Genomic DNA, 24871 nt, shown 5'->3' on the forward strand with positions numbered 1-24871 from the left:
GAATCCCGAGTTGAGCCAATCGAAGGCACGTCGAACAGGCGGGCCGCGAATGAGCTCCGCAGAATGAGCTCCGCCTGCGTCGCAGGCCGCTCACCGGAACCATCAGGAGCCCGTTGTCCGAGCAAGCGTGACGCGGCGCCTGTAGGTAGTTCAAACCTTCCGGCGCGAACGGCAGAGATCAGGAGATCTTCGCTCTGTTCACCAGTGCGCGCGCGGTGATCCTAAAGGTCTTAGACCTGCGGTTCCGGACGAATTCCGAGTCGGTGACGACATATACGGTGCCGGGTCGGATCTTGCGCGAAACCAGCCTCCATGTCCCGTTGGGGGCGCCGTGGACGGTGCCGATGGCGCGGTAGGCCTTCTTCCCAGCCGGCCTGAGGTAGACGCGGTACCGGTTGCTGGGCAGGTCGCGTGACGCCTTGCCCCACACGACTCGCTTGCCCGGCTTTGACCGGTGCTTTCCGACGCCGGTGACTCGGGGCCTGGTGGTCCTGCTCAGCGTGGTGATGGTGGTCTCTGCACTGGTGGTGGCTCCGCGGGCGTCCTTCACGGTCATCGTGAACCGGCTGACCCCTGGATAGCTCAGCACCGCCGTGTCGCTCACCGTGATGACGCTCGCGCCGGTCGGCAGGTCCGTGGGGCCGACGATCTCCGTGGAGACCAGGACGTCACTGGCCGCGCGATACGACAGGACACCGCTCCACGTGAATGGGCCGTCGCCGGTAAGACTGACTGCGACATTGACCGGCTCCTTCCGGCCGGTGATCTTCGTGGAAGATACCGTCACCTTCTCCACCTTGGCACCGGGACTGGATTCGGTGGCATAAGCCGGGCTAGCGAGCGTCAGGGCGATCAATACTGCGGGCATGGCGGCAGAGACTCTCACGGATCTCCTTCATATCTGTCCGGGCGACTTTGGCACTGAGAGGAAGATTAGTCGGCCCGAATCATCCCCGTATATATTTTAGACAGATTTTGTGGATGGCCTGGTCGACGTCCTCCGAACGCCGTTTTCCTGGCGCGGCGACCGGTCAGGCCTGCCATCCACCTGGACGAGCGTCGCGACCTTCCAAATCCTCACGACAACAGCGACGGGCGACCCGAACCATGCCCGGGCGGTCCTGACACAGGTAACCGACCGGTAAATAACAGCGGCCGCTGCCCGAACGGTTCACACCGTTCCGGCAGCGGCCGTACTTCTCGTAGACCAGGAACCTCAGAGCTGGGACTGGATCCCCGCCAGGAGCTGGCGGGCCATCACGATCCGCTGCACCTGGTTGGTGCCCTCGTAGATCTGGGTGATCTTGGCGTCGCGCATCATCCGCTCGACCGGGTAGTCACGGGTGAAGCCGTAGCCGCCCAGCACCTGCACCGCGTTGGTCGTGACCTCCATGGCGACGTCGGAGGCGAAGCACTTCGCCGCGGCGCCGAAGAAGGTCAGATCCTGGTCGCCGCGCTCGGAGCGGCCGGCGGCGGCGTACGTCATCTGACGCGCGGCCTCGACCTTCATGCCCATGTCGGCGAGCAGGAACTGCAGGCCCTGGAAGTCGCTGATCGACTTGCCGAACTGCTGGCGCTCCTGGGCGTAGCCGAGCGCGTAGTCGAGCGCGCCCTGGGCGACGCCGACGGCCTGGGCCGCGATCGTCACGCGGGTGTGGTCGAGGGTCTGCATCGCGTACGCGAAGCCCTTGCCGACCTCGCCGATGAGCCGGTCGCCCGGGATGCGCACGTTGTCGAAGTAGACCTCGCGGGTCGGCGAGCCCTTGATGCCGAGCTTCTTCTCGGGGGCGCCGAACGAGACACCCTCGTCGGACTTCTCGACGACGAACGCGCTGATGCCCTTGGTGCGGGCGTCGGGGTCGGTGATCGCCAGGACCGTGTAGTACTCCGAGACACCGGCGTTGGTGATCCAGCGCTTGGTGCCGTTGAGCACCCAGTCGTCGCCGTCGCGCACCGCGCGGGTCTTCATGCCCGCGGCGTCGGATCCCGCGTCGGGCTCGGAGAGGCAGTACGAGAAGCCGCCCTCGCCGGCGGCCAGCCGGGTGAGGTACTTCTTCTTGATCTCCTCGCCGCCGCCGATCTGGACCGGCAGCGAGCCGAGCTTGTTGACGGCCGGGATCAGCGACGCCGAGACGTCGACCCGGGCGACCTCCTCGATGACCAGGCAGGTCGCGAGCGCGTCGGCGCCGGCGCCGCCGTACTCCTCGGGCACGTGGGGCGCGTGGAAGTCGACGGCGAGCAGCGCGTCGGCCGCCTCCTGCGGGTAGCGCGCCTGCTCGTCGACGTCGGCGGCGTACGGCGCGATCTTGGCCTCGGCGACCGCGCGCACGGCCTCACGGATCGCCTGGTGCTCCTCGGACAGGCCGTAGAGCGGGAAGTCGTTCGACATGGGGTGTTTCTCTCCTGGTTCGGATCAGTACGTGTAGAAGCCGCGGCCGGTCTTGCGACCGAGGAGACCGGCGTCGACCATCCGCTGCAGCAGCGGCGGGGCGGCGTACAGCGGCTCCTTGAACTCGTCGTAGAGCGACTCGGCGACGGCCTTGACCGTGTCGAGGCCGATCAGGTCGGCGAGCGCGAGGGGGCCCTGCGGGTGCGCGGCACCGAACACCAGACCGTTGTCGATGTCCTCGGCGGAGGCGAAGCCGGACTCGAACATCCGGATCGCCGAGAGCACGAACGGGATCAGCAGCGCGTTGACGACGAAGCCGGCGCGGTCCTGGCAGTCGATGGCCTGCTTCCCGAGCCTGCCCTCGACGAAGGTGCGCGCGCGCTCGGTGGTCTCGGACGACGTCAGCAGGCTCGGCACCAGCTCGACGAGCTTCAGCACCGGCACCGGGTTGAAGAAGTGGATGCCCATGACCTGCTGCGGGCGGGTGGTGACCACCCCGAGCTTCATGATCGGGATGGAGGAGGTGTTGGACGCCAGGATCGCGTCGGGCGACACGACGATCCGGTCCAGCTTCTTGAACAGGTCGACCTTGGCGGCCTCGTCCTCGACGATCGCCTCGACCACGAGGTCGCGGTCGACCAGGTCGCCGAGCGAGGTCGCGACCCGGATCCGGGCCAGCACGTCGGCCGCGGTCTCGCCGTTCGCGATCTTGCCCTTGGCCTCGGCCCGGGCGAGCGACTTCTCCAGGCGCGCGCGTCCGGCGCTCGCCGCCGCCTCGCTGGACTCGACCACCACGACGTCGAGACCCGAGCGGGCCGACACCTCCGCGATGCCCGCACCCATCAGGCCGCAGCCCACGACTCCGACGCGCTCCACCATGCCGTGCTCCTTCGTTCCGGTTGCGTTCGCACTGTTGGTCTTGTGACTAGATACCGCCATCATGGTACTCAGTACCATCGGGCGTGACCAAGGAGATGTGAGATGTCCGTACGGGAGCGGCTGTCGCAGGCGGCGTTCGAGCTGTTCGCCGAGCGCGGCTTCGACGAGACGACCGTCGACGACATCACCGCCCGCGCCGGCACCGGTCGTACGACGTTCTTCCGCGCCTTCGGCAGCAAGGAGGAGGTGGTCTTCCCCGACCACGACAGCCTGCTCGCCTCCGTGCAGGCCCGCCTCGACGCCGCCGCGCCGGGTGGCGAGGCCGTCGCGCTCGCCGAGGCCGCCCGACTCGTGCTCCTGCACTACCTCGCCGAGGGCGACCTGGCCCGCACCCGCTACGTGCTCACCCGCCGGGTGCCCGCGCTGCGGGCCCGCGAGATCGCCGGCCAGCGGCAGTACCAGCGGGTCTTCCTCGCCTTCGCCCGCCAGTGGTACGGCGAGGGCTCCCGCGCCGACCTGCACGCCGAGCTGCTCGCCGACGCCGTCGTTACCGCGCACAACCACGTGCTGCGCCAGTGGCTGCGCGGCCGTACCGACACCCCGGAGTCCGACTTCGACGAGGCGATGGCCGAGGTGCTGCGGATCTTCGGCAGCGGGTCCGACTCCACCGCCGGCATCGTGGTGCTCCGGACAGGCCGCGACCTGGACGACGTCCTGCCGGGGCTGCGGCGGTTGCTGGACTGATCCGGCGCCGCGGGCTGTCCGGAGGCTGCAATTGCGGCCGTTGGACAGGCTGAGCGCGCGCCGACCTGTCCGGCGGCTGCAATTGCGGCCGTCGGGCGACGGCGGCCCGACCCCGACCGGCCCGCACGACCCTTGGAGCCCGCTGCTTCGATGGAGCCATGACCGACTGGCAGGACCCCGACGCGGTCCGGTTCATGCTCGACGACTGCGAGACCTGGGCGGTGGTGGGGCTGTCCGGCGACCCGAGCCGGACGGCGTACCGCATCGCGCAGCTGCTGCAGGAGCGTGGGAAGCGGATCGTGCCGGTGCACCCGTCCGCGCCGACCGTGCTGGGCGAGCAGGGCTACGCGAGCCTGGCCGAGATCCCTTTCCCGGTCGACGTGGTCGACGTCTTCCGGCGCTCGGAGGCGGCCGGGGCGTTCGCCGACCAGGCGGTCGCGATCGGCGCGAAGGGCGTGTGGCTGCAGCTCGGCGTCATCGACGAGGACGCGTTCGCCCGCACCACCGCGGCCGGCGTACCCATGGTCATGGACACCTGCCCGGCGATCGAGTGGCGCAAGCGGTAGCCCCGCCGACCCGTCACTCCGCGACGACACCCCGACGAAAGTGCCGAGAAAGTGACGGGTCAGCGTCGGACCCGGGTGGCGGCGGCGTGGGAGGCGGACGAGACGAGGCGTTCGAGCGGGCCGGGGCGGCGGAGGGCGGCGAACGCCGCCCCGATGGCGAGCAGGATCAGCACGTGCCAGGAGTACGCCGAGGACTCGTCCGGGGGCCAGAGACGGTCGGTGCGCAGCAGGACGTGCAGGCTGTAGAGCGAGAGGGTCATCGTGCCCGCGCCGAAGACGATGCGGACCACCTCGTGCGGGAACGGCGGCAGCAGGCCGACGAGCAGCAGGCAGGCGCCGATGACGAACAGCGAGCTGCCGATGGTCTGGGACAGGTCGAACGGCGTACTGCTGTGCGGCGCCACCACGAGCAGCCAGGACCACGGCCCGTCGGCGGGGACGTTGCCGAACATCCCGGTCGCGACGACGTCGGGCAGCCCGTCCATCGCCGGGTGACGTGCGGTGAGGGCGTGCGAGACCTGGGTCGTGAGAACGGCGAGCACCAGCCCGACGCCCAGCGACCACACCTGGAGCCGCCGCGAGCGCAGGTCGGCCCTGCCCAGTGCCATGCCGACGAGCAGGTACGGCAGCCACAGCAGCACCGGGTAGTACCCGGTCAGCAGCAGCTCCGAGGCCAGCCGGCCGGGCTCGGCGAGCTGGTCGAAGGCCGGGCTCGCCACGCCCCGCTCGGGCAGGTGAGGACGCACCAGCCGGGAGAGCACCGGCATCACCAGGACCCCGACCCCGGCGAGCACGAGCAGCGCCCGCGTCCGTAGCCCGACGAACAGCGCACCGAGGCAGAACAGCACCCCGTAGTACGTCAGGATCACCGCGATCCCCGAGTCCGCCAGCGCGAGCGCCATCCCGAGCACCGCCACGAGCAGGGCGCGTACGGCGATCGCCGCGGTCGCCGCCAGCCGCTCGCGGCCGACCACCGGCGTACGTCCGCCCGTCATCAGCGCGAGCGTGACTCCCGCCAGGACGGCGAAGAGCGCGGACGCGCGGCCACCGGCGAGCCACTGCCCGGTGGTCAGGGCACCGTCGGCACCCCGCTCGTCGAGGACGTGCGTCGCGACCATCCCCAGCAGCGCCAGGCAGCGCGCGACATCGAGGCCGACGATCCGCCGGCCGGTCATGGGGTCAGAAGCCCACGCGTCGCGGAGTCGCGGCGCCGCGGACGACCGCGCCCTTCTCCTGCGCGCTCGCCTTCAGCGAGGCCTGGAAGTCCACCATCCGCTGCTGCAGCTCCGGGTCGGTCGCCGCGAGGATCCGCACCGCCAGCAGCCCGGCGTTCCGGGCTCCACCGACCGCGACCGTCGCGACCGGTACGCCGGCCGGCATCTGCACGATCGAGAGCAGCGAGTCCATGCCGTCGAGGTACTTCAGCGGCACCGGGACGCCGATCACCGGAAGCGGCGTGACCGAGGCGAGCATCCCCGGCAGGTGGGCCGCTCCCCCGGCGCCGGCGATGATCACCGACAGACCTCGGCCCGCGGCCTCCTTGCCGTAGGCGATCATCTCCTCCGGCATCCGGTGCGCGGAGACGACGTCCGCCTCGAAGGCGACGTCGAACTCCGACAGCGCTTCCGCGGCCAGCTTCATCACGGGCCAGTCGGAGTCGGAGCCCATCACGATGCCGACGCGGGGCTGGTCAGAGGCAGTCATCTCATTCGCTTTCGTTGCCGAGGTCGCCGCGGAACCAGGCGGCGGCGTGCCGCGCCCGCTCCAGGCAGTCCTCGAGGTCGTCGCCGTAGGCGTTCACGTGGCCGACCTTGCGGCCCGGCCGCAGGTCCTTGCCGTAGAGGTGCACCCGCAGGTGCGGGTCGCGCGCCATCGCGTGCGGGAAGCCGTCGTACAGCCGCCCGACCGAGACGTCGTCGCTGCCGAGGATGTTCACCATCACGGTCCACCGCGCCCGCGGCGCCGGCGAGCCGAGCGGCAGGTCGAGCACCGCGCGCAGGTGGTTCTCGAACTGCGAGGTGACCGCGCCGTCCTGGGACCAGTGGCCGGTGTTGTGCGGGCGCATCGCCAGCTCGTTGACCAGGATCCGGCCGTCGTTCGTCTCGAAGAGCTCGACGGCGAGGATGCCGGTCACGTCCAGCGCGCCGGCGATCCGCAGCGCGACCTCCTGCGCCTGACCTGCGAGCTCGGGGTCCAGGTCGGGCGCGGGCGCGATCACCTCGTGGCAGATGCCGTCCTTCTGGGTCGAGGCCACGACGGGGTACGCCGCCGCCTGCCCGCTCGGTGAGCGCGCGACCAGCGCGGACAGCTCGCGGCGGAAGTCGACCAGCTCCTCGGCCAGCAGGCGTACGCCGGTCTCGGCGGCGACCCGGAGCGGCTCGGCGCAGTCCTCGGCGGAGCGGACGAACCAGACGCCCTTGCCGTCGTACCCGCCCCGGGTGGTCTTCAGGACGCACGGGAGACCGAAGTCCTCGACCTCGGCGACCGAGGCGACGATGGCGTTGCGCGGGCAGGGCACGCCCAGCTCGGCCAGTCGCTCGCGCATCACGCCCTTGTCCTGGGCGTGCACGAGCGCCTCCGGACCGGGCCGGACCGCGACGCCGTCGGCCTCGAGGGCGTGCAGGTGCTCGGTGGGGACGTGCTCGTGGTCGAACGTGACGACCGCGCAGCCGGCGGTGACGGCGCGCAGCGTGTCGAGGTCGCGGTAGTCGCCGACCAGCTGGTCGGGGATCACCTGCGCCGCGGAGACGCCCTCGGCCTCGGCGAGCAGGCGCAGCGGCAGCCCCAGCGCGATGGCGGGCTGCGCCATCATCCGGGCCAGCTGTCCGCCGCCGATGACGGCGAGGGTGGGAGCGTGGTCGGTCACGCTCAGACCTTAGTGGCCGGTGCTTCCTTCTCGAACCGGAGCCCCTGGCCGCGGATGGTGGTGATCAGGTGCGGGCGGCGGCTGTCGTCGCCGAGCTTGCGCCGTACCCAGCCCAGGTGCACGTCGATGGTCTTCGAGGACGTCCAGAACGTCGTGTGCCACACGTCGCGCATCAGCTCGTCGCGGGTCACGATGTCGCCGGCCCGCGAGATGAGCGCATGGACGAGGTCGAACTCCTTGCGCGACAGCACGACCTCGTCGCCGCCCTTCCAGGCGCGACGGGTCGCGGGGTCGATCCTGATGTCCTGCACCTCCAGCACGGCACCAAGGTAGGAGGATCGGAGGCCGATCGGAGGAAGATGGCACAAAATGGCACTGTCCTCTTCCTGCCAACCGTCCACCCCTTCGGGTGAGGCGATCGCGGCCGGACAGTGTCAGTGCCGCCGGACCGAGAGCGGCTCCACGATGCCGAACCCCCGGACCGGGCGTCCGGGCAGCCGGCGGGTCTCGAACTGGTCCGCGGGCAGCAGCTCCGCGGTGCGCGCGTCGATGATGATCCGGTTGCGCCGGGCCACCGCCGTGAGCCGCGCCGCCATGTTGACCGGCGGGCCGAAGACGTCGCCGAGTCGCATCACCACCGACCCCGTCGCCAGGCCCAGGCGTACGTCGGGCATCCGCGAGTCGCGCCCGATGACGTTGATGATCCCCTCGGCGGTGTCGTACGCCCGGATCGGGTCGTCGTTCACGAACAGCACCGAGTCGCCGATGCTCTTGATGACCCGGCCCCGCTGCGCCGCGACCACGTCGGCGCAGCGCGACTCGAAGAGCTCGACCAGGTCGCCGATCCGGTCCTCGCTGATCTGGTTCGACAGCGCGGTGAAGCTGACGATGTCGGCGAACCCGACGGTGAGCTGCGTGGTGTGCAGGTCCTCCTCGTTGGCGCCGAGAGCCTCGACCCGCGCGACCGAGGCGGCCAGGTGCCGCCGCCACACGTAGACGAGGAGCTTCTCGAACGGCTCGGAGAACTCCTCGAACATCCGCACCGCGGAGGCCACCCGCGCGCCCTGGCCCGCCTCGTCCTGCTGGGCGGCGATCTCCTCGACGCGGTGGACCAGTGCGGTGGTCTCCCAGTCCGCGAGCCGGGCCATGGTCTGGCCGACCGCGCGGGTCATGTTCACCGCGAGGTCGAAGTCGATCAGCCCGGTCTCGACGAGGCCGCTGACGATCCGCACGGCCTCCGTGTCGGCGGTGTTGAAGGCCGTGGCGGCGCCGTGCTCGGGGAAGCCGAGGGCGCGCCACAGCCGGCGCGCCTGGTCGACGGTGATGCCCGTCTCCGCCGCGACGTCGGCGGCGTTGAAGACCGGCCCCTCGCCCAGGATCTTGCGCTCCAGGCCGTCCGAGCCCACCGAGTCCTCCGCACCGTCGGGGGACTCGGCGCCGGCGTCAGAGTCCTTCATCGCGGGTGGTGGTCTCCGTCGCCTGCTCGTGCAGCATCGCGTGCACCCGCCGCTTGGTCTCCTCGACCCGCGGGATGTCGGGGAGCACCACGCGGCCGTGGGTGCTGGCGTCGCTGATGACCAGGGTCCCGCACCCGAGCAGCCGGTCGATCAGGTGCAGCTCGATCTCGATGTCGCTGACCCGCGAGAGCGGGATGTCGTGACCGCGGCGGGTGAGGACACCCGTGCGCGTGATCAGCCGCCGGTCCGTGAACGCGTAGTACGACGTCAGCCAGTCCAGGGTCGGCCACACCGTGAAGCGCAGGATGCCCAGGAGCGCGACGACCCACCCGATCAGGGTGACGACCTGCTCGCCGACGAGCTGCTGGACCGCGACCCCGAGCGCCAGGAAGAGCACCAGCGCGAGGATCGGCAGCAGCAGGGCCTTGGGATGGGTGCGCGTGCTGACGACGATGGTCTCGCCCTCGTTCAGCAGCTTCGGTGAGATCGGCACCCCCGGATCATCTCACCTCGCGCCCACCTCGCGGGGGCTTAGCCGACGGCGCGCACGTGCACCACGTCCCCGGCGCCGACCGCGGTGGGACCGTCCGGCCCCTGCACGACCAGGCGGCCGCTGGGGTCGATCGAGTCCGCCCGACCCAGCAGCAGGTCGCCGCCCGGGAGCTCGACGCGCACGTCGCGCCCGAGCGTCACGCAGGCCTCGGAGTACGACGCCAGCAGCCGGGCGGCAGCGGTCTCGCCGCCGGACTGCCACTCGTCGTACTCCTCGCGGAGGGAGCGGAGCAGGTCGACCAGGACGGCGGTGCGGTCCGGCTGCTCGCCGGACTCGATGGCCAGCGACGTGGCGGTCGGGACGGGCAGCTCGTCGGCGGCCAGGGTGACGTTCAGGCCGACGCCGACGACGGCGGCCGGGCCGTCGGGCGTCTCCACGCGCTCGACGAGGATCCCGACGATCTTCCGCTCGCCGATCAGCAGGTCGTTGGGCCACTTCAGCCCGGCGTCGTACCCGCGCTCGCGCAACGCCCGGCCGATGGCGTGCCCGACCAGCAGGGGCAGCCAGGGCCAGGACCGGGCGGGCACGGTGGGCCGCAGCAGCATCGAGAAGAGCAGCGCCGAGCGAGGCGGCGTCGACCAGGTCCGGTCCAGCCGGCCCCGGGCCGCGGTCTGGTGCTCGGCGACGACGACCAGCCCCTCGGGCGCACCGGCGCGGGCACGACCCACCACCTCGGCGTTGGTCGAGGTCACCTCGTCCACGACCTCGACCCGCAGCCCCGGCAGCGCGCCCGCCAGCAGGTCGCGATCCAGGGGCGGACGCACGCGTGACGTGTGCCACGTCAGATCATCGCTCACGGGCACTACATTGACCCACGGCCCTGCACGGACGCCAACGAGGAGACGAGCACCAGTGAGCGCACAGCCCGGCGAAGGCACCGACGTCCCGGACAACATCGACATCCACACCACGGCCGGCAAGCTCGCCGACCTGGACCGACGCCTCGACGAGGCCGTCCACGCCGGCTCCGCCAAGGCGGTCGAGAAGCAGCACGCCAAGGGTCGCCAGACCGCCCGCGAGCGGATCGAGCAGCTCTTCGACGAGGGCTCCTTCGTAGAGCTCGACGAGCTGGCCCGGCACCGGTCGACGGCGTTCGGCCTGGAGAAGACCCGCCCGTACGGCGACGGCGTGATCACCGGCTACGGCACCATCGACGGCCGCCAGGTCTGCGTGTTCTCCCAGGACTTCACCGTCTTCGGCGGCTCGCTGGGCGAGGTCTACGGCGAGAAGATCACCAAGGTGATGGACCTCGCGATGAAGACCGGCTCGCCGATCATCGGCATCAACGAGGGCGCCGGCGCCCGCATCCAGGAGGGCGTCGTCTCGCTCGGCCTGTACGGCGAGATCTTCAAGCGCAACGTGCACGCCTCCGGCGTCATCCCGCAGATCAGCCTGATCATGGGCAACTGCGCCGGCGGGCACGTCTACTCCCCCGCGGTCACCGACTTCACGATCATGGTCGACCAGACCTCGGCGATGTTCATCACCGGCCCCGACGTCATCAAGACCGTCACCGGCGAGGACGTCTCGATGGAGGACCTCGGCGGCGCCCGGACCCACAACACCAAGTCCGGCAACGCGCACTACATGGCCTCCGACGAGGCCGACGCGCTCGAGTACGTCAAGGCGCTGCTGAGCTACCTGCCGCAGAACAACCTCGACGAGCTGCCGTCGTACGACGAGGTGGCGGACACCGACTTCTCCGACCTCGACCGCACGCTCGACACGATCATCCCGGACAGCCCGAACCAGCCGTACGACATGCACGACGTCATCACGGCGGTCGTCGACGACGAGGACTTCCTGGAGGTCCAGGAGCTGTTCGCGCCCAACATCATCGTGGGCTTCGGCCGGGTCGAGGGCACGCCGGTCGGCGTCGTCGCGAACCAGCCGATGCAGTTCGCCGGCTGCCTCGACATCGACGCCTCCGAGAAGGCCGCGCGCTTCGTGCGCTTCTGCGACGCGTTCAACATCCCGGTGCTGACGTTCGTCGACGTACCCGGCTTCCTGCCCGGCACCGACCAGGAGTGGACCGGCATCATCCGCCGCGGCGCGAAGCTGATCTACGCCTACGCCGAGGCCACCGTCCCGCTGGTCACGATCATCACCCGCAAGGCGTACGGCGGCGCGTACGACGTGATGGGCTCCAAGCACCTCGGCGCCGACATCAACCTGGCCTGGCCGACCGCGCAGATCGCGGTGATGGGCGCCCAGGGCGCGGCCAACATCGTGCACCGCAAGACCCTCGCGAAGATCGAGAAGGACGGCGGCGACGTCGAGGCCAAGCGCGCCGAGCTGATCGACGAGTACGAGACCACGCTGGCCAACCCCTACATCGCCGCGGAGCGCGGGTACGTCGACGCGGTCATCACGCCGCACGAGACCCGGGTCGAGGTCGTCCGCGCCCTGCGCCTGCTGCGCTCCAAGCGCGAGTCGCTGCCGGCCAAGAAGCACGGCAACATCCCCCTGTAACACCCCCAGCAGCACCACCCCAGGCTTCGCCGACCCGGCGCCAGTTTGGTGGAGGAGCGCAGCGGGGGAACCAAACTGGCGCCGGGTCGGCGACGAGCGGACCTGAAGGACGACAAGCAAGGCCGAGCCACGAGAAGGTGGAGACCACGGTGAGCGACAAGCAGACGACGACCGCGCCGATCCTCCGGGTCGTCAACCCCGACGCCACCCCGGAGGAGGTGGCCGCCATCGTGGCGGTCCTCTCCTCCCTCGGCGGCGCCGCGCCGGCGCCGAAGCGACCGGTCCGCGCGTGGGCAGCGCCGCACCGGCAGGTCCGCCGTACGCTCCCGCATGGACGGGGCGGCTGGCGCGCGAGCACCCTCCCGCGTTGACCTCCGGCACCTCCCTGCCTCAAGGCCCTCTTGCGGAGAAATGCAGGCTTCCCCTGTCGGTTCTTGAAGGTCGTTCGACACACTGTCCCTCATGAACGCTCCGCATGGCGCCCCTGACGGGTCCTCGGTCGCCCCCTCCTCGGATGCCGAGCAGCCCTACGTCCGCACCCACGATCCGCACCTCGCGGCGTACGCCGAGGAGTTCCTCGACGCCGTCGAGGAGCTCCCGACGCTGCGCCCGACCGTCGGCTGCATCATCCCCGCCTACAACGAGGCGGAGACGATCGGCGGGGTGCTGGACTCCCTCCTCCAGCAGACCCGCCTGCCGGACGCGATCCACCTGGTGGTCAACAACACCAGCGACGACTCCGTCGAGATCGCCAGCCACTACGCCGGCCCGCACACCCGGATGACGCCGACCGGCGAGCAGAGCACGGTCATCTACGTCCACGACATCGGCAAGAACCCCGACAAGAAGGTCGGCGCGCTCAACTACGGCTACTCCCTGGTCGAGCACATGGACTTCCTGCTCGGCGTCGACGGCGACACCACGCCGGAGCCGGACGCGATCCAGCACCTGGTCGACGAGATCGCCAGCGACGACCGGATCGGCGGCATCTCGGCGATCTACTCGATCGACGACAGCGCCCTCGACGGCCCGATGGCCAAGTTCCTCATCGCCGGTCAGCGGGCGCAGTTCTCCGCGTTCAACATGCAGAACCTGCTCAAGGGCCGCAACATGGCAGTCCTGGGTGGCCAGTTCTCCATCTTCTCCACCCAGGCGCTGCGCGACGTCATGCGCGACAGCCACCAGCGCACCCCCTGGGTCAGCGACTCCGAGGTCGAGGACTCGCTGCTGTCGCTGCAGATCAAGAGCGCCGGCTACCTCACCAAGATCTCCGCCCGCGCCCGCGCGCACGTCGGCGGCATGGACACCCTGCGGTCCCTGGACGCCCAGCAGGTCAAGTGGAACTTCGGCGCCATCGACCTGATGTGGCCTGGCCAGCGCGGCGACACCAAGGGCCAGCCGTTCCACCCGAACCTGCGGCTGCGCTGGTTCGAGCACATGTCGATGGTCATCAACATCACGACCCGCTTCGCGTTCGTGCTCCTGCTGGCCTGCTCGCTGTCGATCAGCGCGTTCGTCTTCAGCCCGTGGTGGCTGATCCCGCCGATCTGCGCGGTCTGGCTGAACTTCCGGGTCGCGCACTCGATGGAGTTCGCCAACAGACGCGACTACCTGTTCGTGCTGCTGGTCTTCCCGGCCGAGCTCTACATGGTGATCCGGATGGGTCACTTCGCGCGGGCCTGGACGAAGTTCTTCAGCAACCAGCAGACCGACAACTGGGCGGCCCAGGCCAAGGCCGAGCGCGGCAAGGGCGTCGCGTGGATGTACCCCTTCGCGATCGCGACGTTCCTCTTCGTGGTCCTCTTCGCGGTCTGGCTCCAGCTGCCCATCGGCGTGAAGTCCGACGTACTCGCCGCGTGCTGGCCGGTCCTCGGGGTGATCACCGTCCTGCAGACGGCCTGGATGATCATCAAGGCCAGCAAGCGCTACCGCGGCTACCAGGCCTGACCGCCCGCTCCACTCCCCCCGCCCCGCAACTCGCACAGGAGACTCCCATGCACCGCGCCCGCCGTCCGCTGGTCGCCGTCGCCGCCGTCGCCCTCTCGGTCCTGCTCTCAGGCTGCTCCGCGATCGGCGACCTCGGCGGCGGTGACGACCCCGTGGAGGCGGAGTCGCCGTCCGCGACCGCCACCGAGGCGGTCTACGACTCGCAGTTCACCCGCGACGGCACGTACCAGTCGCACGTCGACGTCAACGGCGTCGACTTCGTCTACAACATGTACCCGACCAAGGCCACGCCGCGGACCAACGAGTGGTTCCCGCTCGGGGACAAGTACTTCTCGTTCACGCTCAGCGCGTACGACCTCGACCGCGACCTGCGCGACCCCTTCAAGACGAAGCGCAAGGTCTACCTCGACCGGATCAAGGTCACCTCCCGGACCGTGCTCAAGGACGGCTCGGAGGGCACCGACCGCCCCTACGAGCTGAACGCCGCCGCGAAGAAGATCACCTTCGACCCCGAGCCGGTGTCCACGAAGTACGGCATGCTCATCACCTCGCCCAAGGGCGCCTTCGAGCTGCGCAACCAGGTGATCGGCGACATGTCGCCGGACACGCGCGGCGTGAACCTGTCGTTCAGCGCGACGGTGTGGATCGAGAACTCGGCCGGCTCGAAGAGCTTCTTCAAGGAGACCATCAAGCAGGAGGTCCCGATCGCGATCTTCCCCTCCGAGGAGGAGACCGTGGTCGCCGACGTCCCGATCAACGCGGGCTAGCGAGGACGCTGGTTGAGGTGCGAAGGACGAAGTCCTGAGCCTCGAAACCCGGTGAGACGACAGATCGCCTCGATCGACGTTGATCCTTGGCAAGACGGGTTTCGAGGCTCGCTCCGCTCGCACCTCAACCAGCGTCATGGAGCTCCGCTCGCACCTCAACCAGCGGGTGCGCTGGTTGAGGTGCGAAGGACGAAGTCCTGAGCCTCGAAACCCGGTGAGACGACAGATCGCCTCGATCGACGTTGGTCCTTGGCAAGACGGGTTTCGAGGCTCGCTCCGCTCGCACCTCAACCAGCGTCATGAAGCTCCGCTCGCACCTCAACCAGCGTCGGTGAGGTGCGTGGTCAGTGGCCCTCGGCCATCCGGAAGCCGACGCCCTTGACGGTCTCGATGTAGCGCGCGGAGGCGCCGTCGTCGCCGAGCTTGCGGCGGATGTTGGCGACGTGCACCTCGACGGAGCGCTTGTCGGCCTCGTTGACGAAGTACGACGTCACGTACTGCTGGCCGCGCATGGTCAGCACCAGGTCCGCCTTGCTGCGCACCCGGCGACCGGTCTCCATCAGCGACGCGAGCAGGTCGAACTCGGGACGCGAGAGCTCGATGGCGGCGCCGTTGAGCGTCGCGATCCGGGTCTCGGCGTTGACCGCGAGGCCGTGGTAGCGCAGCCACCCGTCGCTCGCGACCGGCTGCTGGGGGGCCGACGGCTGCTGCTGGACCGGCGGAGCGGGAGCCGGGACCGGCGCCGGCGCGGGCGGGGCCGGCGGCGGCTGGTACGCCGGGGGCGCAGGCGGGGCGGGAGGCGCGGCCGGTGCCGCGGGCGCGGCCGGCGGGTCGTACTGCTCGGGCGCGCGACGCTTGCCGGCGCCGGAGTACGTGCCGCCGGAGCCCTCCGCGATCTCCCGGGCGGCGGCGACCGCCCAGGACTCGGGCTCGGGCGCGGGCGGCGGTGGCGGCGGGGTCGCCGCGGCGGCCGGGGTGGGTACGCCGCCCCGGGCGCGCGGACGCCGCAGCATGGAGTCGGCGCGGGCGCGGAGCTCACGCGGGCGGAACGGCTTGACGAGGTAGTCGTCGGCCCCCGCCTCGAAGCCCTGGACGACGTCGATCTCGTCGCCGAGCGCCGTGATCATGATGAGGTACGTCGAGCTGAACTCGCGCAGGCGCTTCGCCACCGCGAACCCGTCCATGCCGGGCATGTTCACGTCGAGGGTCGTGATGAGCGGGTTGTGCGCCCGGACGGCGTCGACACCGACGTGGCCGTTCTCGGCGACGACCGTCTTGAATCCCGACTGGGTGAGCACGATGTCGATCAGGTCACGAACGTCCGGATCGTCCTCGATGATCACCGCGGTCCACTCGCTGCCCGCATCCATGGCTGGAGCCTAACAACGCACGACAGCGGGAGGGCTCATGGTTCCGGCTCACCAGTCGGCGGCGCGGGCGAGCTCGGTGGCGCGGGCCGGCCAGAACGTGCCGGCGGCCGGGCCGCCGTTGCACTCGCCGTCGCTCTCTCCCGGCGGCTTGACCCACAGGTACGCGTCCAGCCGGGTGTCGTCGTCGACGTACCCGGGCGTGATGCCGAAGGCCCGCCCGGGCGGGTTGCACCATTCCTCGCCGGAGGCCCCGTTGCCGTTGCGGCTCCGGTCGATGACGTAGTGGACGTCCCCGCCGAGCAGCTCGACCAGGGACTCGGCGTACGCCACCTCGTCCTCGTCGGTCTGGAAGTTGGACACGTTCGTGGCGAAGCCGCGGACGTCGGCGATGCCGACCTCCTCCAGCAGCGGGGCCAGGTCGGCGGGGCTGATCCAGGAGGAGTGCCCGCCGTCGACGTACGTCGTCACGCCCGCGTCGCGCAGGCGGTCGACGGCGTCCGCCAGGAGCTCGACCCGCTCGGCGCGGCTGTCGCAGTCGATCGCCGAGGCCAGGGCGTCCGGCTCCAGGACGACCACGGCGGAGTCGCCGGAGCCGGCGGCCTCGGCGATCTCACCGACCCAGGGGCCGTACTCGTCGGCAGCGAGGCCGCCGGCGGAGAAGCCGCCGGTGCAGTCCCGGTCGGGGATGCCGTAGACCACGAGGACGGGCACGTCCCCCGCCTCGTCGGCGGCCTCGGCCAGCCCGCGCACGTGGTCGCCCACCTGACCCGCGGGGAACTCCTCGGGCGTCAGCCAGATCCCCTGCGGCACCTGCGCGAGACGCCCGAACAGCTCCGCGCTCGCGCTGTCGCCCGCGGCCGCGGCCTGCTGCGCCGCCTGCTCGGCGGTGTTGCCGGGCTCCGCGAACTGCGGCCGCTCGGCGAGCGGGTTGTGCCGCTGCGGGTCCGGGGCGAACGGTCCCCACTGCTGGGCACGAGCCACGATCACCACCCCCAGTCCTGCGACGAGCACGAGCGCGACGGCCCCGGCGATGATCCGAGGCAGGCGGGAGGGTCGGCTGTCGGTCCGGTCCACGCGACCATCATGCCGGGCGCCGCCGCGCAGGCTCAGCGGCGGGACGGCCGCCCCGGCGCGAAGAGCGCCGCCACCAGGGCCACGCCGACCGCCGCGGCGCCGGTCAGCAGCGCGGGACCGACGGCGCCGTCGTACCCGACCGGGGAGATCTCGCCGCCGTTGCCGAGGAACACCGCGGTCAGCAGCGCGACGCCGAGGGCCACGCCGAACTCGCGGATCGTGGAGTTGGCCGAGCTGGCGATCGCGAAGTCGCCGTCCGGCAGCCCTTCGAGGACCGCGGTCGCACTGGGTGCGAAGGTCAGACCCATGCCGATGCCCGCGAGCGCGAGCGCCGGGACGAAGTCGGCGTACGGCTGGGCGTTCTCGGTGAGCCACGCGAACCAGACCAGGGACGCCGTCTGCGCCGCGAGACCGGTCACCAGCAGCGCACGCAGCCCGGTGCGCGGCGCGAGAGCGCCGGCGATCGGGGCGACCACCATCGGCGCGGCCGTCCACGGCAGCGTCCGCAGCCCGGCTTCGAGCGGGCTGTAGCCCTCGACGACCTGGAGGTACTGCGAGAGCAGGAACACCGCCCCGAACATCCCGATCGTGAAGGTCAGGCCGATCGCGTTGGCGACGGAGAAGCCCCGCGACGCGAACAGCCGCAGCGGGAGCACGGCGTGGGCGCGGCTCCGCGCCCACCCGAGGTACGCCGGGACCAGCAGTGCGGCGACGACCAGCGGGCCGAGCACGGCGGGATCGGTCCAGCCGTCGTCGTTGCCATGGACGATTCCCCAGATCCCGAGGAACACGGCGCCGCCGAGCAGCAGCGTCCCGACCGGGTCCAGGCGCACCCAGGTGCCGCGGGCCTCGGGCACCGCCATCAGCAGCAGGGGTACGGCGACGGCCGCGACCGGGACGTTGAGCCAGAAGATCGCCTGCCAGCTCACGCCCTCGACGACCGCTCCCCCGACCACCGGGCCGAGCGCGACACCGAGGCCGGCGACGCCGCCCCAGATGCCGATCGCGGCGGCGCGCATCGCGGGCGGCACCGCCGAGGCGAGCAGGGTCAGCGACAGCGGCATGATCGCCGCCGCGCCGAGGCCCTGGACGGCCCGCGCCGCGATCAGCGCCTCGCTGGTGGTGCTGAGCGCGCTCGCGACCGAGGCCAGCGTGAACACCGCGATGCCGGCGAGCATCACCCGCCGGCGACCGAGCCGGTCGCCGAGCACCGCCGCGGGGAGCATGAAGGTCGCGAAGGTGATCGTGTACGCGTTCAGGAACCACGACAGCTGGGCCACGCTCGAACCCAGGTCGGCACGGACCACCGGCAGCGCGGTGGTCATCACCAGGTTGTCGAGGGTGGCCATGAACATCGGCAGCGACGCCGCGACGACGGCGACCCAGGCGGGAACGCGCCGGTACGGCGGCGGGGTCCGCGGGTCGCTTGCCCCGCGGTCGGGGGCGGTGGCGGTGACGGTCATCGCGGACTCCACTCTCTGAGCACCAGAAGGCATTGAATGATTACTTACGTGGACGACGCTAAGTAATCGAGTGATAATCTGTCAACCATGTCGACCCGGATGAGTGCCGAGGACCGTCGCCGACTCGTGCTGGAGGCGGCCACCCGGGCCTTCGCCCGGGGCGGGTACGCCGGCACCAGCACCGACCAGGTCGCCCGGGAGGCCGGGGTCTCGCAGCCGTACGTCGTCCGCATCTTCGGCACCAAGCTGGAGCTGTTCCTCGAGGTCTTCGAGCGCGCGACCGACCGGATCCGTGTCGCCTTCGAGGAGGTCCTGGACGACGGCGAGTTCGACCCGGACAGCGACGCCGACCGCGACCGCCTCGGCCTGGCCTACACCGCGCTGCTCACCGACCGCGACCTGCTCCAGGTGATGATGCACGGCTTCTCCGGCGGCGGGAACGACGAGATCGCCGCGGCCGCCCGCCGGTGCATGACGCGGATCTTCGAGACGGTGCAGCGCACCGGCTGGTCCGACGACGACGCCCGCGACTTCGTCGCCCACGGGATGCTGATGAACGTCATGCTGTCGATGCGCGCACCCGAGCACCTCGACGAGGACCCGGCCCTGACCACCCTCGCGGCCTGCACCTTCGGCGACGGCCTGGCGTTCCTGCGCTGAGCGCTCGTCGCCGGGGCCGTTAGCGTGCTCCCGTGACCACGCTCGTCCTCGCCTCCGCCTCCCCCGCCCGCCTGGCCACGCTCCGCAGCGCCGGGGTCGAGCCCGTCGTGATCGTCAGCGGGGTCGACGAGTCGCAGCTGGCCGGCCTCCCGCCCGCCGAGCTCGCCCTGCAGCTCGCGGAGCTGAAGTGCGCCGCTGTGGCCGCGCGCGACGACGTACCCGAGGGCGCGCTGGTGCTCGGCTGCGACTCGGTGCTCGAGCTCGACGGCGAGGCGCTCGGCAAGCCGACCGACGCGGACGACGCCGTACGGCGGTGGCGCGCGATGCGCGGGCGCAGCGGGGTGCTGCGCACCGGCCACTGCGTGCGCGACACCGGCTCCGGCCGGGTCGCGGCGGCGACCGGCTCGACGACCGTCCACTTCGCCGACGTCGACGACGACGAGATCGCGGCGTACGTCGCGACCGGCGAGCCGCTGCACGTGGCCGGCGCGTTCACCGTCGACGGCCTGGCCGGCCCGTTCATCACCGGGATCGAGGGCGACTACCACAACGTGGTCGGCGTCAGCCTGCCGTTGGTCAGGGAGCTGCTGGCGGAGCTGGGACACTCCTGGACGAGTCTGTGGCCAGCCGCTCGCTGACCGCGCCCTCGACCGGGTCGTGGCCGTCGGCCAGGTAGAGGTCGTTGAGGTTGATCGGCCGGCGGAACACGAAGGTCCGGAACAGGTAGAACCGGGCGCCGAGGCCGAGCACCAGGCCGAGCACGTTGGCCGCGATGTTGTCGGAGACCGGGTCGTCGAGCCCGAGCAGGTCACGGCTGATCGTCAGGCAGGCGATCGGGAGCAGCATGGTGATCACGTTGATCGCGACGAACGCCGTCAGCCCACCGTCGGCGTGCGTGGAGGGCCGGTCGCGGAACGCGTAGTGCCGGCTGCCGTGGTAGCTGATCCCCATGCCGACGGTGTTGGCCAGGACGTACGCCCAGATCGGCCGGTCGCCCAGCAGCGCGGGCACGCCCGGGAAGACCCCGTGGACCAGCACGTTGAACAGCAGCAGCGCCACGAGCGTGGCCAGCCCGCCGACGGCGAGGAACCGGCCCGCTTCGGCGAGGACGCGCTGCCACCGGTTGGACACGGACACACATGCTAATAGGCCGATGTCTTGGGGCTGCGCCGCGGCGTCGCCAGCGTGGCGGCGGGCCGACTCAGGCGGTCGTGCCGGGCTCCAGGCGACTCCCCGGCGCGAGCCGCAATCCCGCCCCCACGACCGAGTCGCGGCCCACGATCGTCACCGCGTCCGGGTCGTCGAGAGCAGGTACGTCGGGGTCCCCGACCGTGGCGCGCTCCTCGACGGTGCAGCCGGTGTCGACGATCGACCACGCCACCCGTGCCCCCGAGCGCACCACCGTGTCGGCGGCGACGACCGAGTCGACCACCTCGGCGCCGGCCTCGACGACGACACCGGGGCCGAGCACGCTGCGGCGTACCGTCCCGCCGACGGTGGCGCCGGTGCTGACCATGGAATCGGCGACCACCGCGCCGTCGAGGACCCGGGGCGGACGGCGCTGGGGCTGCCGCGTCAGGATCGGCCAGCCCGGCACGCCGAGGACGCCCCGGTCGTCGACGAGGAGCTCGCGGTGGGCGCGCAGGTAGAGGTGTGGCTGGCCGAGGTCGCGCCAGTAGCCGCCCAGGTCGTGGGCGACCACCCGGCCCCGCTCGACCAGGCGCGGCAGCAGGTGCTCGCCGAAGTCCCCCAGGCCGGTGTCGCCGGGCTCGGCGCCGATCTCCGGGTCGGCGGAGAGCTCGACGTGGAGGGTGTCGAGCACCTCGACCAGCACCCGCGGGTCGTAGACGAAGATCTCGGCCGCGATCAGGTCGCCGTCCGGTTCCTCGGGCTTGTACGCGAAGCCGGTGATCCGGCCCTCGCCGTCCACCTCCACGACCGCGTGGTCGGAGGGGTCGTCGCCGTCGGGGACCCGGGTCGTCACCACGGTGCACTCGGCACCCGAGCGCCGGTGGGTCTCGATCGCGTCGGCGAAGTCGAAGCGGTAGACGTGGTCGGCGCTCATCACGATGAGGAGGTCGGGCGCCTCGTCGGCGATCTGGTCGCGGATCCGGTACAGCTCGTCGGCGTTGCCGCGGGCGAACCCGTCCTCGTCGAGGCTGCCGGTGCCCTGCTGCGGCATCAGCAGCCGCAGCCCGCCGTGGTTGCGGTCCAGGTCCCACGGCCGCCCGTTCGCGACCTGCTCCTCGAGGGTCGAGCCCTGGAACTGCACCGAGAGCCAGACCTCGGAGATGCCGCTGTGGGCAAGGTTGGACAGCGGGAAGTCGACCAGCTGGAAGACGCCCGCGACCGGCAGGGCCGGCTTGGCCCGCTCCCGGGTCAGCACGTCCATGCGGCCGCCGGCTCCGCCGGCCTGGATGATCGCGAGCACACGGTCCCGGGGCATGCCGGTCGTTACCCGCCGAGGCCGCCGCCCACGCGCCTACTCGACCGGCAGGCCGAGCCCCCGGGCGATCAGCATCCGCTGCACCTCGGAGGTCCCCTCGCCGATCTCCAGCACCTTCGCGTCGCGGTAGAGCCGCGCGACGGCGTACTCCTCCATGAAGCCGTAGCCGCCGAAGACCTGGGTGGCGATCCGGGTGCCGGTCACGGCGGACTCGGTGGCGTAGAGCTTGGCGATCGCGGCGGCCTGCTTGAAGTCCTTGACGGGAGCACCCCCATCCTTCATCGCCGCGGCCTTGTACGTCAGCGTCCGGCTCGCCTCCAGCATCACCTGCAGGTCGGCGATCTGGAACGCCACGCCCTGCTTGCGGCCGATCGGGCCGCCGAAGGTCTGCCGCTCGCCGGCGTACTGCAAGGTGAGGTCGAGGCAGGCCTGCAGGCAGCCGACCGCGAGCGCGGCGATCGCGACCCGGCCGTCGTCGAGGGTGGCGAGGAACTGCGCGTAGCCGCGCCCGCGCTCGCCGAGCAGGTGGTCCTCCGGCACGCGGACCCCCTCGAAGGTGAGGGGATGGGTGTCGGAGGCGTGCCAGCCGAGCTTGTCGTACGCCGGCTCCGCGGTGAACCCGGGCGTGCCGGCCGGGACGATGATGGCACTGATCTCGGGCCGGCCCGACCCGTCGGAGGCCGAGCCCGTGCGCGCGGTGACCGTGACCAGGCTGGTGATCTCGGAGCCGGAGTTGGTGATGAACTGCTTCGCGCCGTCGACGACCCACTCGCCGCCGTCGAGCACCGCCCGCGTGCGGGTCGCGCCCGCGTCGGAGCCGGCGCCCGGCTCGGTCAGCCCGAAGCCGGCGAGCCGTCGCCCGGCGACCAGGTCCGGCAGCCACCGCTCGCGCTGCTCGGCCGTGCCGTACGCCAGCAGCGGGGTGATCCCGAGCCCGACGCCCGCCTCGAGGGTGATCCCCATCGACTGGTCGACGCGGCCGATCTCCTCGATGGCCACGCACAGACTGGTGAAGTCGCCGTCCTCGCCGGCGCCGCCGTACTCCTCCGGGGCGGTGAGCCCGAAGAGTCCGAGGTCACCCATCCGCGCCACCACGTCGACCGGGAAGTGGTGGTCCCGGTCCCACTGAGCGGAGTGCGGGGCGATCTCGGCCTCGGCGAAGTCGCGGACGCTCCGCCGGAACTCCTCGTGCTCGCGGGACAGCTCGAAGGTGGTCATGTCAGGCATGCTAGCCCGGTTGGTTAACGTTTGTTAACCAACGAGGGCGCCGCCCTACACCGCCACGAGGCGCACGCTGTGTGAGATCCGTGACGGCGGCCACTCGTGGATCCCGGCTAGCCTCCGGCGAGCGAGCGATAGCCTGCCCGCGACGAACCAGCCTCGCAGCGCCAGCCTCACAGGAGAGTCACAGTGCCGGGAACGAAGCCTCTGCAGAAGGTCCTCATCGCCAACCGCGGTGAGATCGCGGTCCGGGTCATCCGGGCCTGCAAGGACGCCGGTATCGGCAGTGTGGCGGTGTACGCCGACCCCGACCGCGACGCGATGTTCGTCCGGCTCGCCGACGAGGCGCACTCGCTCGGGGGCGCGACGCCCGCCGAGTCGTACCTCGACATCGCCAAGATCATCGCGGTCGCCGAGAAGACCGGCGCGGACTCGGTCCACCCCGGCTACGGCTTCCTCGCTGAGAACGCCGACTTCGCCCAGGCCGTCCTGGACGCCGGGCTCACCTGGATCGGTCCCCCGCCCGCCGCGATCGAGGCGCTCGGCGACAAGGCCAAGGCCAAGCACATCGCCCAGAAGGCCAACGCCCCGCTGGCCCCCGGCACCAAGGACCCGGTCAAGGACGCCGACGAGGTCGTCGCCTTCGCCCAGGAGAACGGCCTGCCCGTCGCGATCAAGGCCGTCTTCGGCGGCGGCGGCCGCGGCCTGAAGGTCGCCCGCACGCTCGAGGAGATCCCGGACGCCTACGAGTCCGCGGTCCGCGAGGCCGTCGGCGCCTTCGGTCGCGGCGAGTGCCTGGTCGAGAAGTTCCTCGACCAGCCGCGCCACGTCGAGACCCAGTGCCTCGCCGACCAGCACGGCAACGTCGTCGTCGTCTCGACCCGCGACTGCTCGCTGCAGCGCCGCCACCAGAAGCTGGTCGAGGAGGCGCCCGCGCCGTTCCTCACCGACGACCAGGTCACGCGCCTCTACGAGTCCTCCAAGGCGATCCTGAAGGAGGCCGGGTACGTCGGCGCCGGCACCTGCGAGTTCCTCGTGGCCAAGGACGGCACGATCTCGTTCCTCGAGGTCAACACGCGCCTCCAGGTCGAGCACTGCGTCTCCGAGGAGGTCACGGGCATCGACCTGGTGCGCGAGATGTTCCGCATCGCCGCCGGCGAGGAGCTCGGGTACGACGACCCCGAGATCCACGGCCACTCGATCGAGTTCCGGATCAACGCCGAGGACGGCGGCCGCAACTTCATGCCGGCCCCCGGCACCCTCTCCGCGTGGAGCCCGCCGCAGGGTCCGGGCATCCGGCTCGACGGCGGCTACGAGAACGGCGAGACGATCCCGGGCTCGTTCGACTCGCTGATCGCCAAGCTGATCGTCACCGGCCGCGACCGCACCCAGGCGCTGGAGCGCAGCCGCCGCGCGCTCGACGAGTTCGTCGTCGACGGCATGCCGACGGTGATCCCGTTCCACCGCACGATCGTCAACGACCCGGCGTACGTCGGCGCCTCGAACCCGTCCGGCGAGGGCGAGTTCACGGTCTACACGACCTGGATCGAGACCGACTTCGACAACACCATCGAGCCGTACGCCGGCGACTCCGCCGAGGCGGAGGAGGCCGGTGAGCGGCAGTCCGTCGTCGTCGAGGTCGGCGGCAAGCGCCTCGAGGTCGTCATCCCCGCCGGTCTCGGCGGCCTGGCGGCCGGTCCGGCCGCGGGCGCCAAGAAGGCCAAGCGGGCGGGCGGCAAGAAGGCCGGCGCCGCCGTGTCCGGCGACGCGGTCGCCAGCCCGATGCAGGGCACCATCGTCAAGGTCGTGGTCGAGGAGGGCCAGGAGGTCGCCGAGGGTGACACCGTCGTGGTCATCGAGGCCATGAAGATGGAGCAGCCGCTGAAGGCCCACAAGGCCGGCACCGTCACCGGCCTGCAGGCCGAGGTCGGCGCGACGGTCACCAACGGCGCGGTCATCTGCGAGCTGAAGTAGACCCAGGACTGACGGCGGGCACG

The 24871-nt window shown here is 71.2% G+C and carries 25 protein-coding genes; 9 read left to right on the top strand and 16 right to left on the bottom strand.

Annotated features, from left to right (window positions below; genetic code table 11):
* Nucleotides 1-178: 178 nt before the first annotated feature.
* The 3 genes from VMF51_RS10355 to VMF51_RS10365 all read right to left on the bottom strand — a co-directional run bounded on the left by VMF51_RS10355 (nucleotide 179) and on the right by VMF51_RS10365 (nucleotide 3268).
* Entirely contained in the window at nucleotides 179-886 is a 708-nt protein-coding gene (locus tag VMF51_RS10355) for a hypothetical protein (protein WP_325474345.1), read from the bottom strand.
* A gap of 330 nt (nucleotides 887-1216) precedes the next feature.
* Entirely contained in the window at nucleotides 1217-2389 is a 1173-nt protein-coding gene (locus VMF51_RS10360; RefSeq protein ID WP_325474346.1) for an acyl-CoA dehydrogenase family protein, read from the bottom strand.
* 24 nt (nucleotides 2390-2413) lie between these two features.
* Nucleotides 2414-3268, bottom strand: coding sequence for a 3-hydroxybutyryl-CoA dehydrogenase (locus VMF51_RS10365; RefSeq protein ID WP_325474347.1), 855 nt, complete (start codon nucleotides 3266-3268; stop codon nucleotides 2414-2416).
* 102 nt (nucleotides 3269-3370) lie between these two features.
* Between VMF51_RS10365 and VMF51_RS10370 the strand changes: the two genes are divergently transcribed.
* Together VMF51_RS10370 and VMF51_RS10375 are read left to right on the top strand one after the other, a co-directional pair.
* The gene (locus VMF51_RS10370; RefSeq protein WP_325474348.1) at nucleotides 3371-4012 is read left to right on the top strand and encodes a TetR family transcriptional regulator; all 642 of its coding nucleotides are present in this window, start codon (nucleotides 3371-3373) and stop codon (nucleotides 4010-4012) included.
* 158 nt (nucleotides 4013-4170) lie between these two features.
* Nucleotides 4171-4578 (top strand): CoA-binding protein, encoded by a 408-nt coding sequence (locus VMF51_RS10375; protein ID WP_325474349.1) that lies wholly within the window; start codon nucleotides 4171-4173, stop codon nucleotides 4576-4578.
* Between the two features lie 59 nt (nucleotides 4579-4637).
* Here the strand turns inward: VMF51_RS10375 and VMF51_RS10380 are convergent, their stop codons facing one another.
* The 7 genes from VMF51_RS10380 to VMF51_RS10410 form a co-directional block, all read right to left on the bottom strand.
* Nucleotides 4638-5753 carry a heparan-alpha-glucosaminide N-acetyltransferase domain-containing protein gene (locus VMF51_RS10380; RefSeq protein ID WP_325474350.1) on the bottom strand — a complete coding sequence of 372 codons (1116 nt, stop codon included), beginning with the start codon at nucleotides 5751-5753 and terminating at the stop codon, nucleotides 4638-4640.
* 4 nt (nucleotides 5754-5757) lie between these two features.
* Entirely contained in the window at nucleotides 5758-6282 is a 525-nt protein-coding gene (purE, locus tag VMF51_RS10385; protein ID WP_325474351.1) for a 5-(carboxyamino)imidazole ribonucleotide mutase, read from the bottom strand.
* Nucleotide 6283: 1 nt separating this feature from the next.
* Nucleotides 6284-7444 (bottom strand): 5-(carboxyamino)imidazole ribonucleotide synthase, encoded by a 1161-nt coding sequence (locus tag VMF51_RS10390; RefSeq protein ID WP_325474352.1) that lies wholly within the window; start codon nucleotides 7442-7444, stop codon nucleotides 6284-6286.
* Nucleotides 7445-7446: 2 nt separating this feature from the next.
* Nucleotides 7447-7764, bottom strand: a complete 318-nt coding sequence (locus VMF51_RS10395) for a winged helix-turn-helix domain-containing protein (protein ID WP_325474353.1) — start codon at nucleotides 7762-7764, stop codon at nucleotides 7447-7449.
* 114 nt (nucleotides 7765-7878) lie between these two features.
* Entirely contained in the window at nucleotides 7879-8901 is a 1023-nt protein-coding gene (locus VMF51_RS10400) for an adenylate/guanylate cyclase domain-containing protein (RefSeq protein ID WP_325474354.1), read from the bottom strand.
* Entirely contained in the window at nucleotides 8888-9394 is a 507-nt protein-coding gene (locus VMF51_RS10405) for a PH domain-containing protein (RefSeq protein WP_325474355.1), read from the bottom strand. The genes VMF51_RS10400 and VMF51_RS10405 overlap by 14 nt, the downstream gene beginning before the upstream one ends.
* Before the next feature lie 38 nt (nucleotides 9395-9432).
* Nucleotides 9433-10218 (bottom strand): biotin--[acetyl-CoA-carboxylase] ligase, encoded by a 786-nt coding sequence (locus tag VMF51_RS10410; protein ID WP_325474356.1) that lies wholly within the window; start codon nucleotides 10216-10218, stop codon nucleotides 9433-9435.
* 130 nt (nucleotides 10219-10348) lie between these two features.
* Here VMF51_RS10410 and VMF51_RS10415 point away from each other — a divergent pair, with 130 nt between their 5' ends.
* The 4 genes from VMF51_RS10415 to VMF51_RS10430 all read left to right on the top strand — a co-directional run bounded on the left by VMF51_RS10415 (nucleotide 10349) and on the right by VMF51_RS10430 (nucleotide 14640).
* The gene (locus tag VMF51_RS10415; RefSeq protein ID WP_325474377.1) at nucleotides 10349-11926 is read left to right on the top strand and encodes an acyl-CoA carboxylase subunit beta; all 1578 of its coding nucleotides are present in this window, start codon (nucleotides 10349-10351) and stop codon (nucleotides 11924-11926) included.
* Between the two features lie 149 nt (nucleotides 11927-12075).
* Nucleotides 12076-12297, top strand: coding sequence for an acyl-CoA carboxylase subunit epsilon (locus VMF51_RS10420; RefSeq protein WP_325474357.1), 222 nt, complete (start codon nucleotides 12076-12078; stop codon nucleotides 12295-12297).
* A gap of 91 nt (nucleotides 12298-12388) precedes the next feature.
* Nucleotides 12389-13873: a glycosyltransferase family 2 protein gene (locus tag VMF51_RS10425; protein ID WP_325474358.1), complete on the top strand. Its 1485-nt coding sequence runs from the start codon at nucleotides 12389-12391 to the stop codon at nucleotides 13871-13873.
* A gap of 47 nt (nucleotides 13874-13920) precedes the next feature.
* The gene (locus VMF51_RS10430) at nucleotides 13921-14640 is read left to right on the top strand and encodes a hypothetical protein (protein ID WP_325474359.1); all 720 of its coding nucleotides are present in this window, start codon (nucleotides 13921-13923) and stop codon (nucleotides 14638-14640) included.
* A 344-nt stretch (nucleotides 14641-14984) separates the two neighbouring features.
* On the opposite strand, the gene VMF51_RS10435 is transcribed toward VMF51_RS10430, so the two are convergent.
* From VMF51_RS10435 to VMF51_RS10445, 3 genes are read right to left on the bottom strand one after another with little or no spacing between them, the layout of a single operon-like run.
* A complete protein-coding gene (locus tag VMF51_RS10435; protein ID WP_325474360.1) occupies nucleotides 14985-16010 on the bottom strand; it encodes a response regulator transcription factor in 1026 nt (341 codons plus the stop codon).
* A gap of 48 nt (nucleotides 16011-16058) precedes the next feature.
* On the bottom strand, nucleotides 16059-17084 hold the full coding sequence (locus tag VMF51_RS10440; protein ID WP_325474361.1) for a glycoside hydrolase family 6 protein: 1026 nt from the start codon (nucleotides 17082-17084) through the stop codon (nucleotides 16059-16061).
* A gap of 32 nt (nucleotides 17085-17116) precedes the next feature.
* Nucleotides 17117-18547, bottom strand: coding sequence for a DHA2 family efflux MFS transporter permease subunit (locus VMF51_RS10445; protein WP_325474362.1), 1431 nt, complete (start codon nucleotides 18545-18547; stop codon nucleotides 17117-17119).
* Between the two features lie 87 nt (nucleotides 18548-18634).
* On the opposite strand from VMF51_RS10445, the gene VMF51_RS10450 reads away from it, so the two are divergent.
* Together VMF51_RS10450 and VMF51_RS10455 are read left to right on the top strand one after the other, a co-directional pair.
* Nucleotides 18635-19207 (top strand): TetR/AcrR family transcriptional regulator, encoded by a 573-nt coding sequence (locus VMF51_RS10450; RefSeq protein ID WP_325474363.1) that lies wholly within the window; start codon nucleotides 18635-18637, stop codon nucleotides 19205-19207.
* 32 nt (nucleotides 19208-19239) lie between these two features.
* Nucleotides 19240-19845, top strand: a complete 606-nt coding sequence (locus tag VMF51_RS10455; RefSeq protein WP_325474364.1) for a Maf family protein — start codon at nucleotides 19240-19242, stop codon at nucleotides 19843-19845.
* On the opposite strand, the gene VMF51_RS10460 is transcribed toward VMF51_RS10455, so the two are convergent.
* The 3 genes from VMF51_RS10460 to VMF51_RS10470 form a co-directional block, all read right to left on the bottom strand.
* On the bottom strand, nucleotides 19784-20338 hold the full coding sequence (locus VMF51_RS10460; protein ID WP_325474365.1) for a GtrA family protein: 555 nt from the start codon (nucleotides 20336-20338) through the stop codon (nucleotides 19784-19786). The two genes, VMF51_RS10455 and VMF51_RS10460, sit on opposite strands and share 62 nt — an antisense overlap.
* Nucleotides 20339-20408: 70 nt before the next feature.
* The gene (locus VMF51_RS10465) at nucleotides 20409-21653 is read right to left on the bottom strand and encodes a glucose-1-phosphate adenylyltransferase family protein (RefSeq protein WP_325474366.1); all 1245 of its coding nucleotides are present in this window, start codon (nucleotides 21651-21653) and stop codon (nucleotides 20409-20411) included.
* Nucleotides 21654-21689: 36 nt separating this feature from the next.
* Nucleotides 21690-22871: an acyl-CoA dehydrogenase family protein gene (locus VMF51_RS10470; RefSeq protein WP_325474367.1), complete on the bottom strand. Its 1182-nt coding sequence runs from the start codon at nucleotides 22869-22871 to the stop codon at nucleotides 21690-21692.
* Between the two features lie 210 nt (nucleotides 22872-23081).
* On the opposite strand from VMF51_RS10470, the gene VMF51_RS10475 reads away from it, so the two are divergent.
* A complete protein-coding gene (locus tag VMF51_RS10475; protein ID WP_414689458.1) occupies nucleotides 23082-24848 on the top strand; it encodes an acetyl/propionyl/methylcrotonyl-CoA carboxylase subunit alpha in 1767 nt (588 codons plus the stop codon).
* The last annotated feature ends 23 nt before the right edge of the window (nucleotides 24849-24871 follow it).

The organism is Nocardioides sp. (genome assembly GCF_035503875.1).
Taxonomy (GTDB): Bacteria; Actinomycetota; Actinomycetes; order Propionibacteriales; family Nocardioidaceae; genus Nocardioides.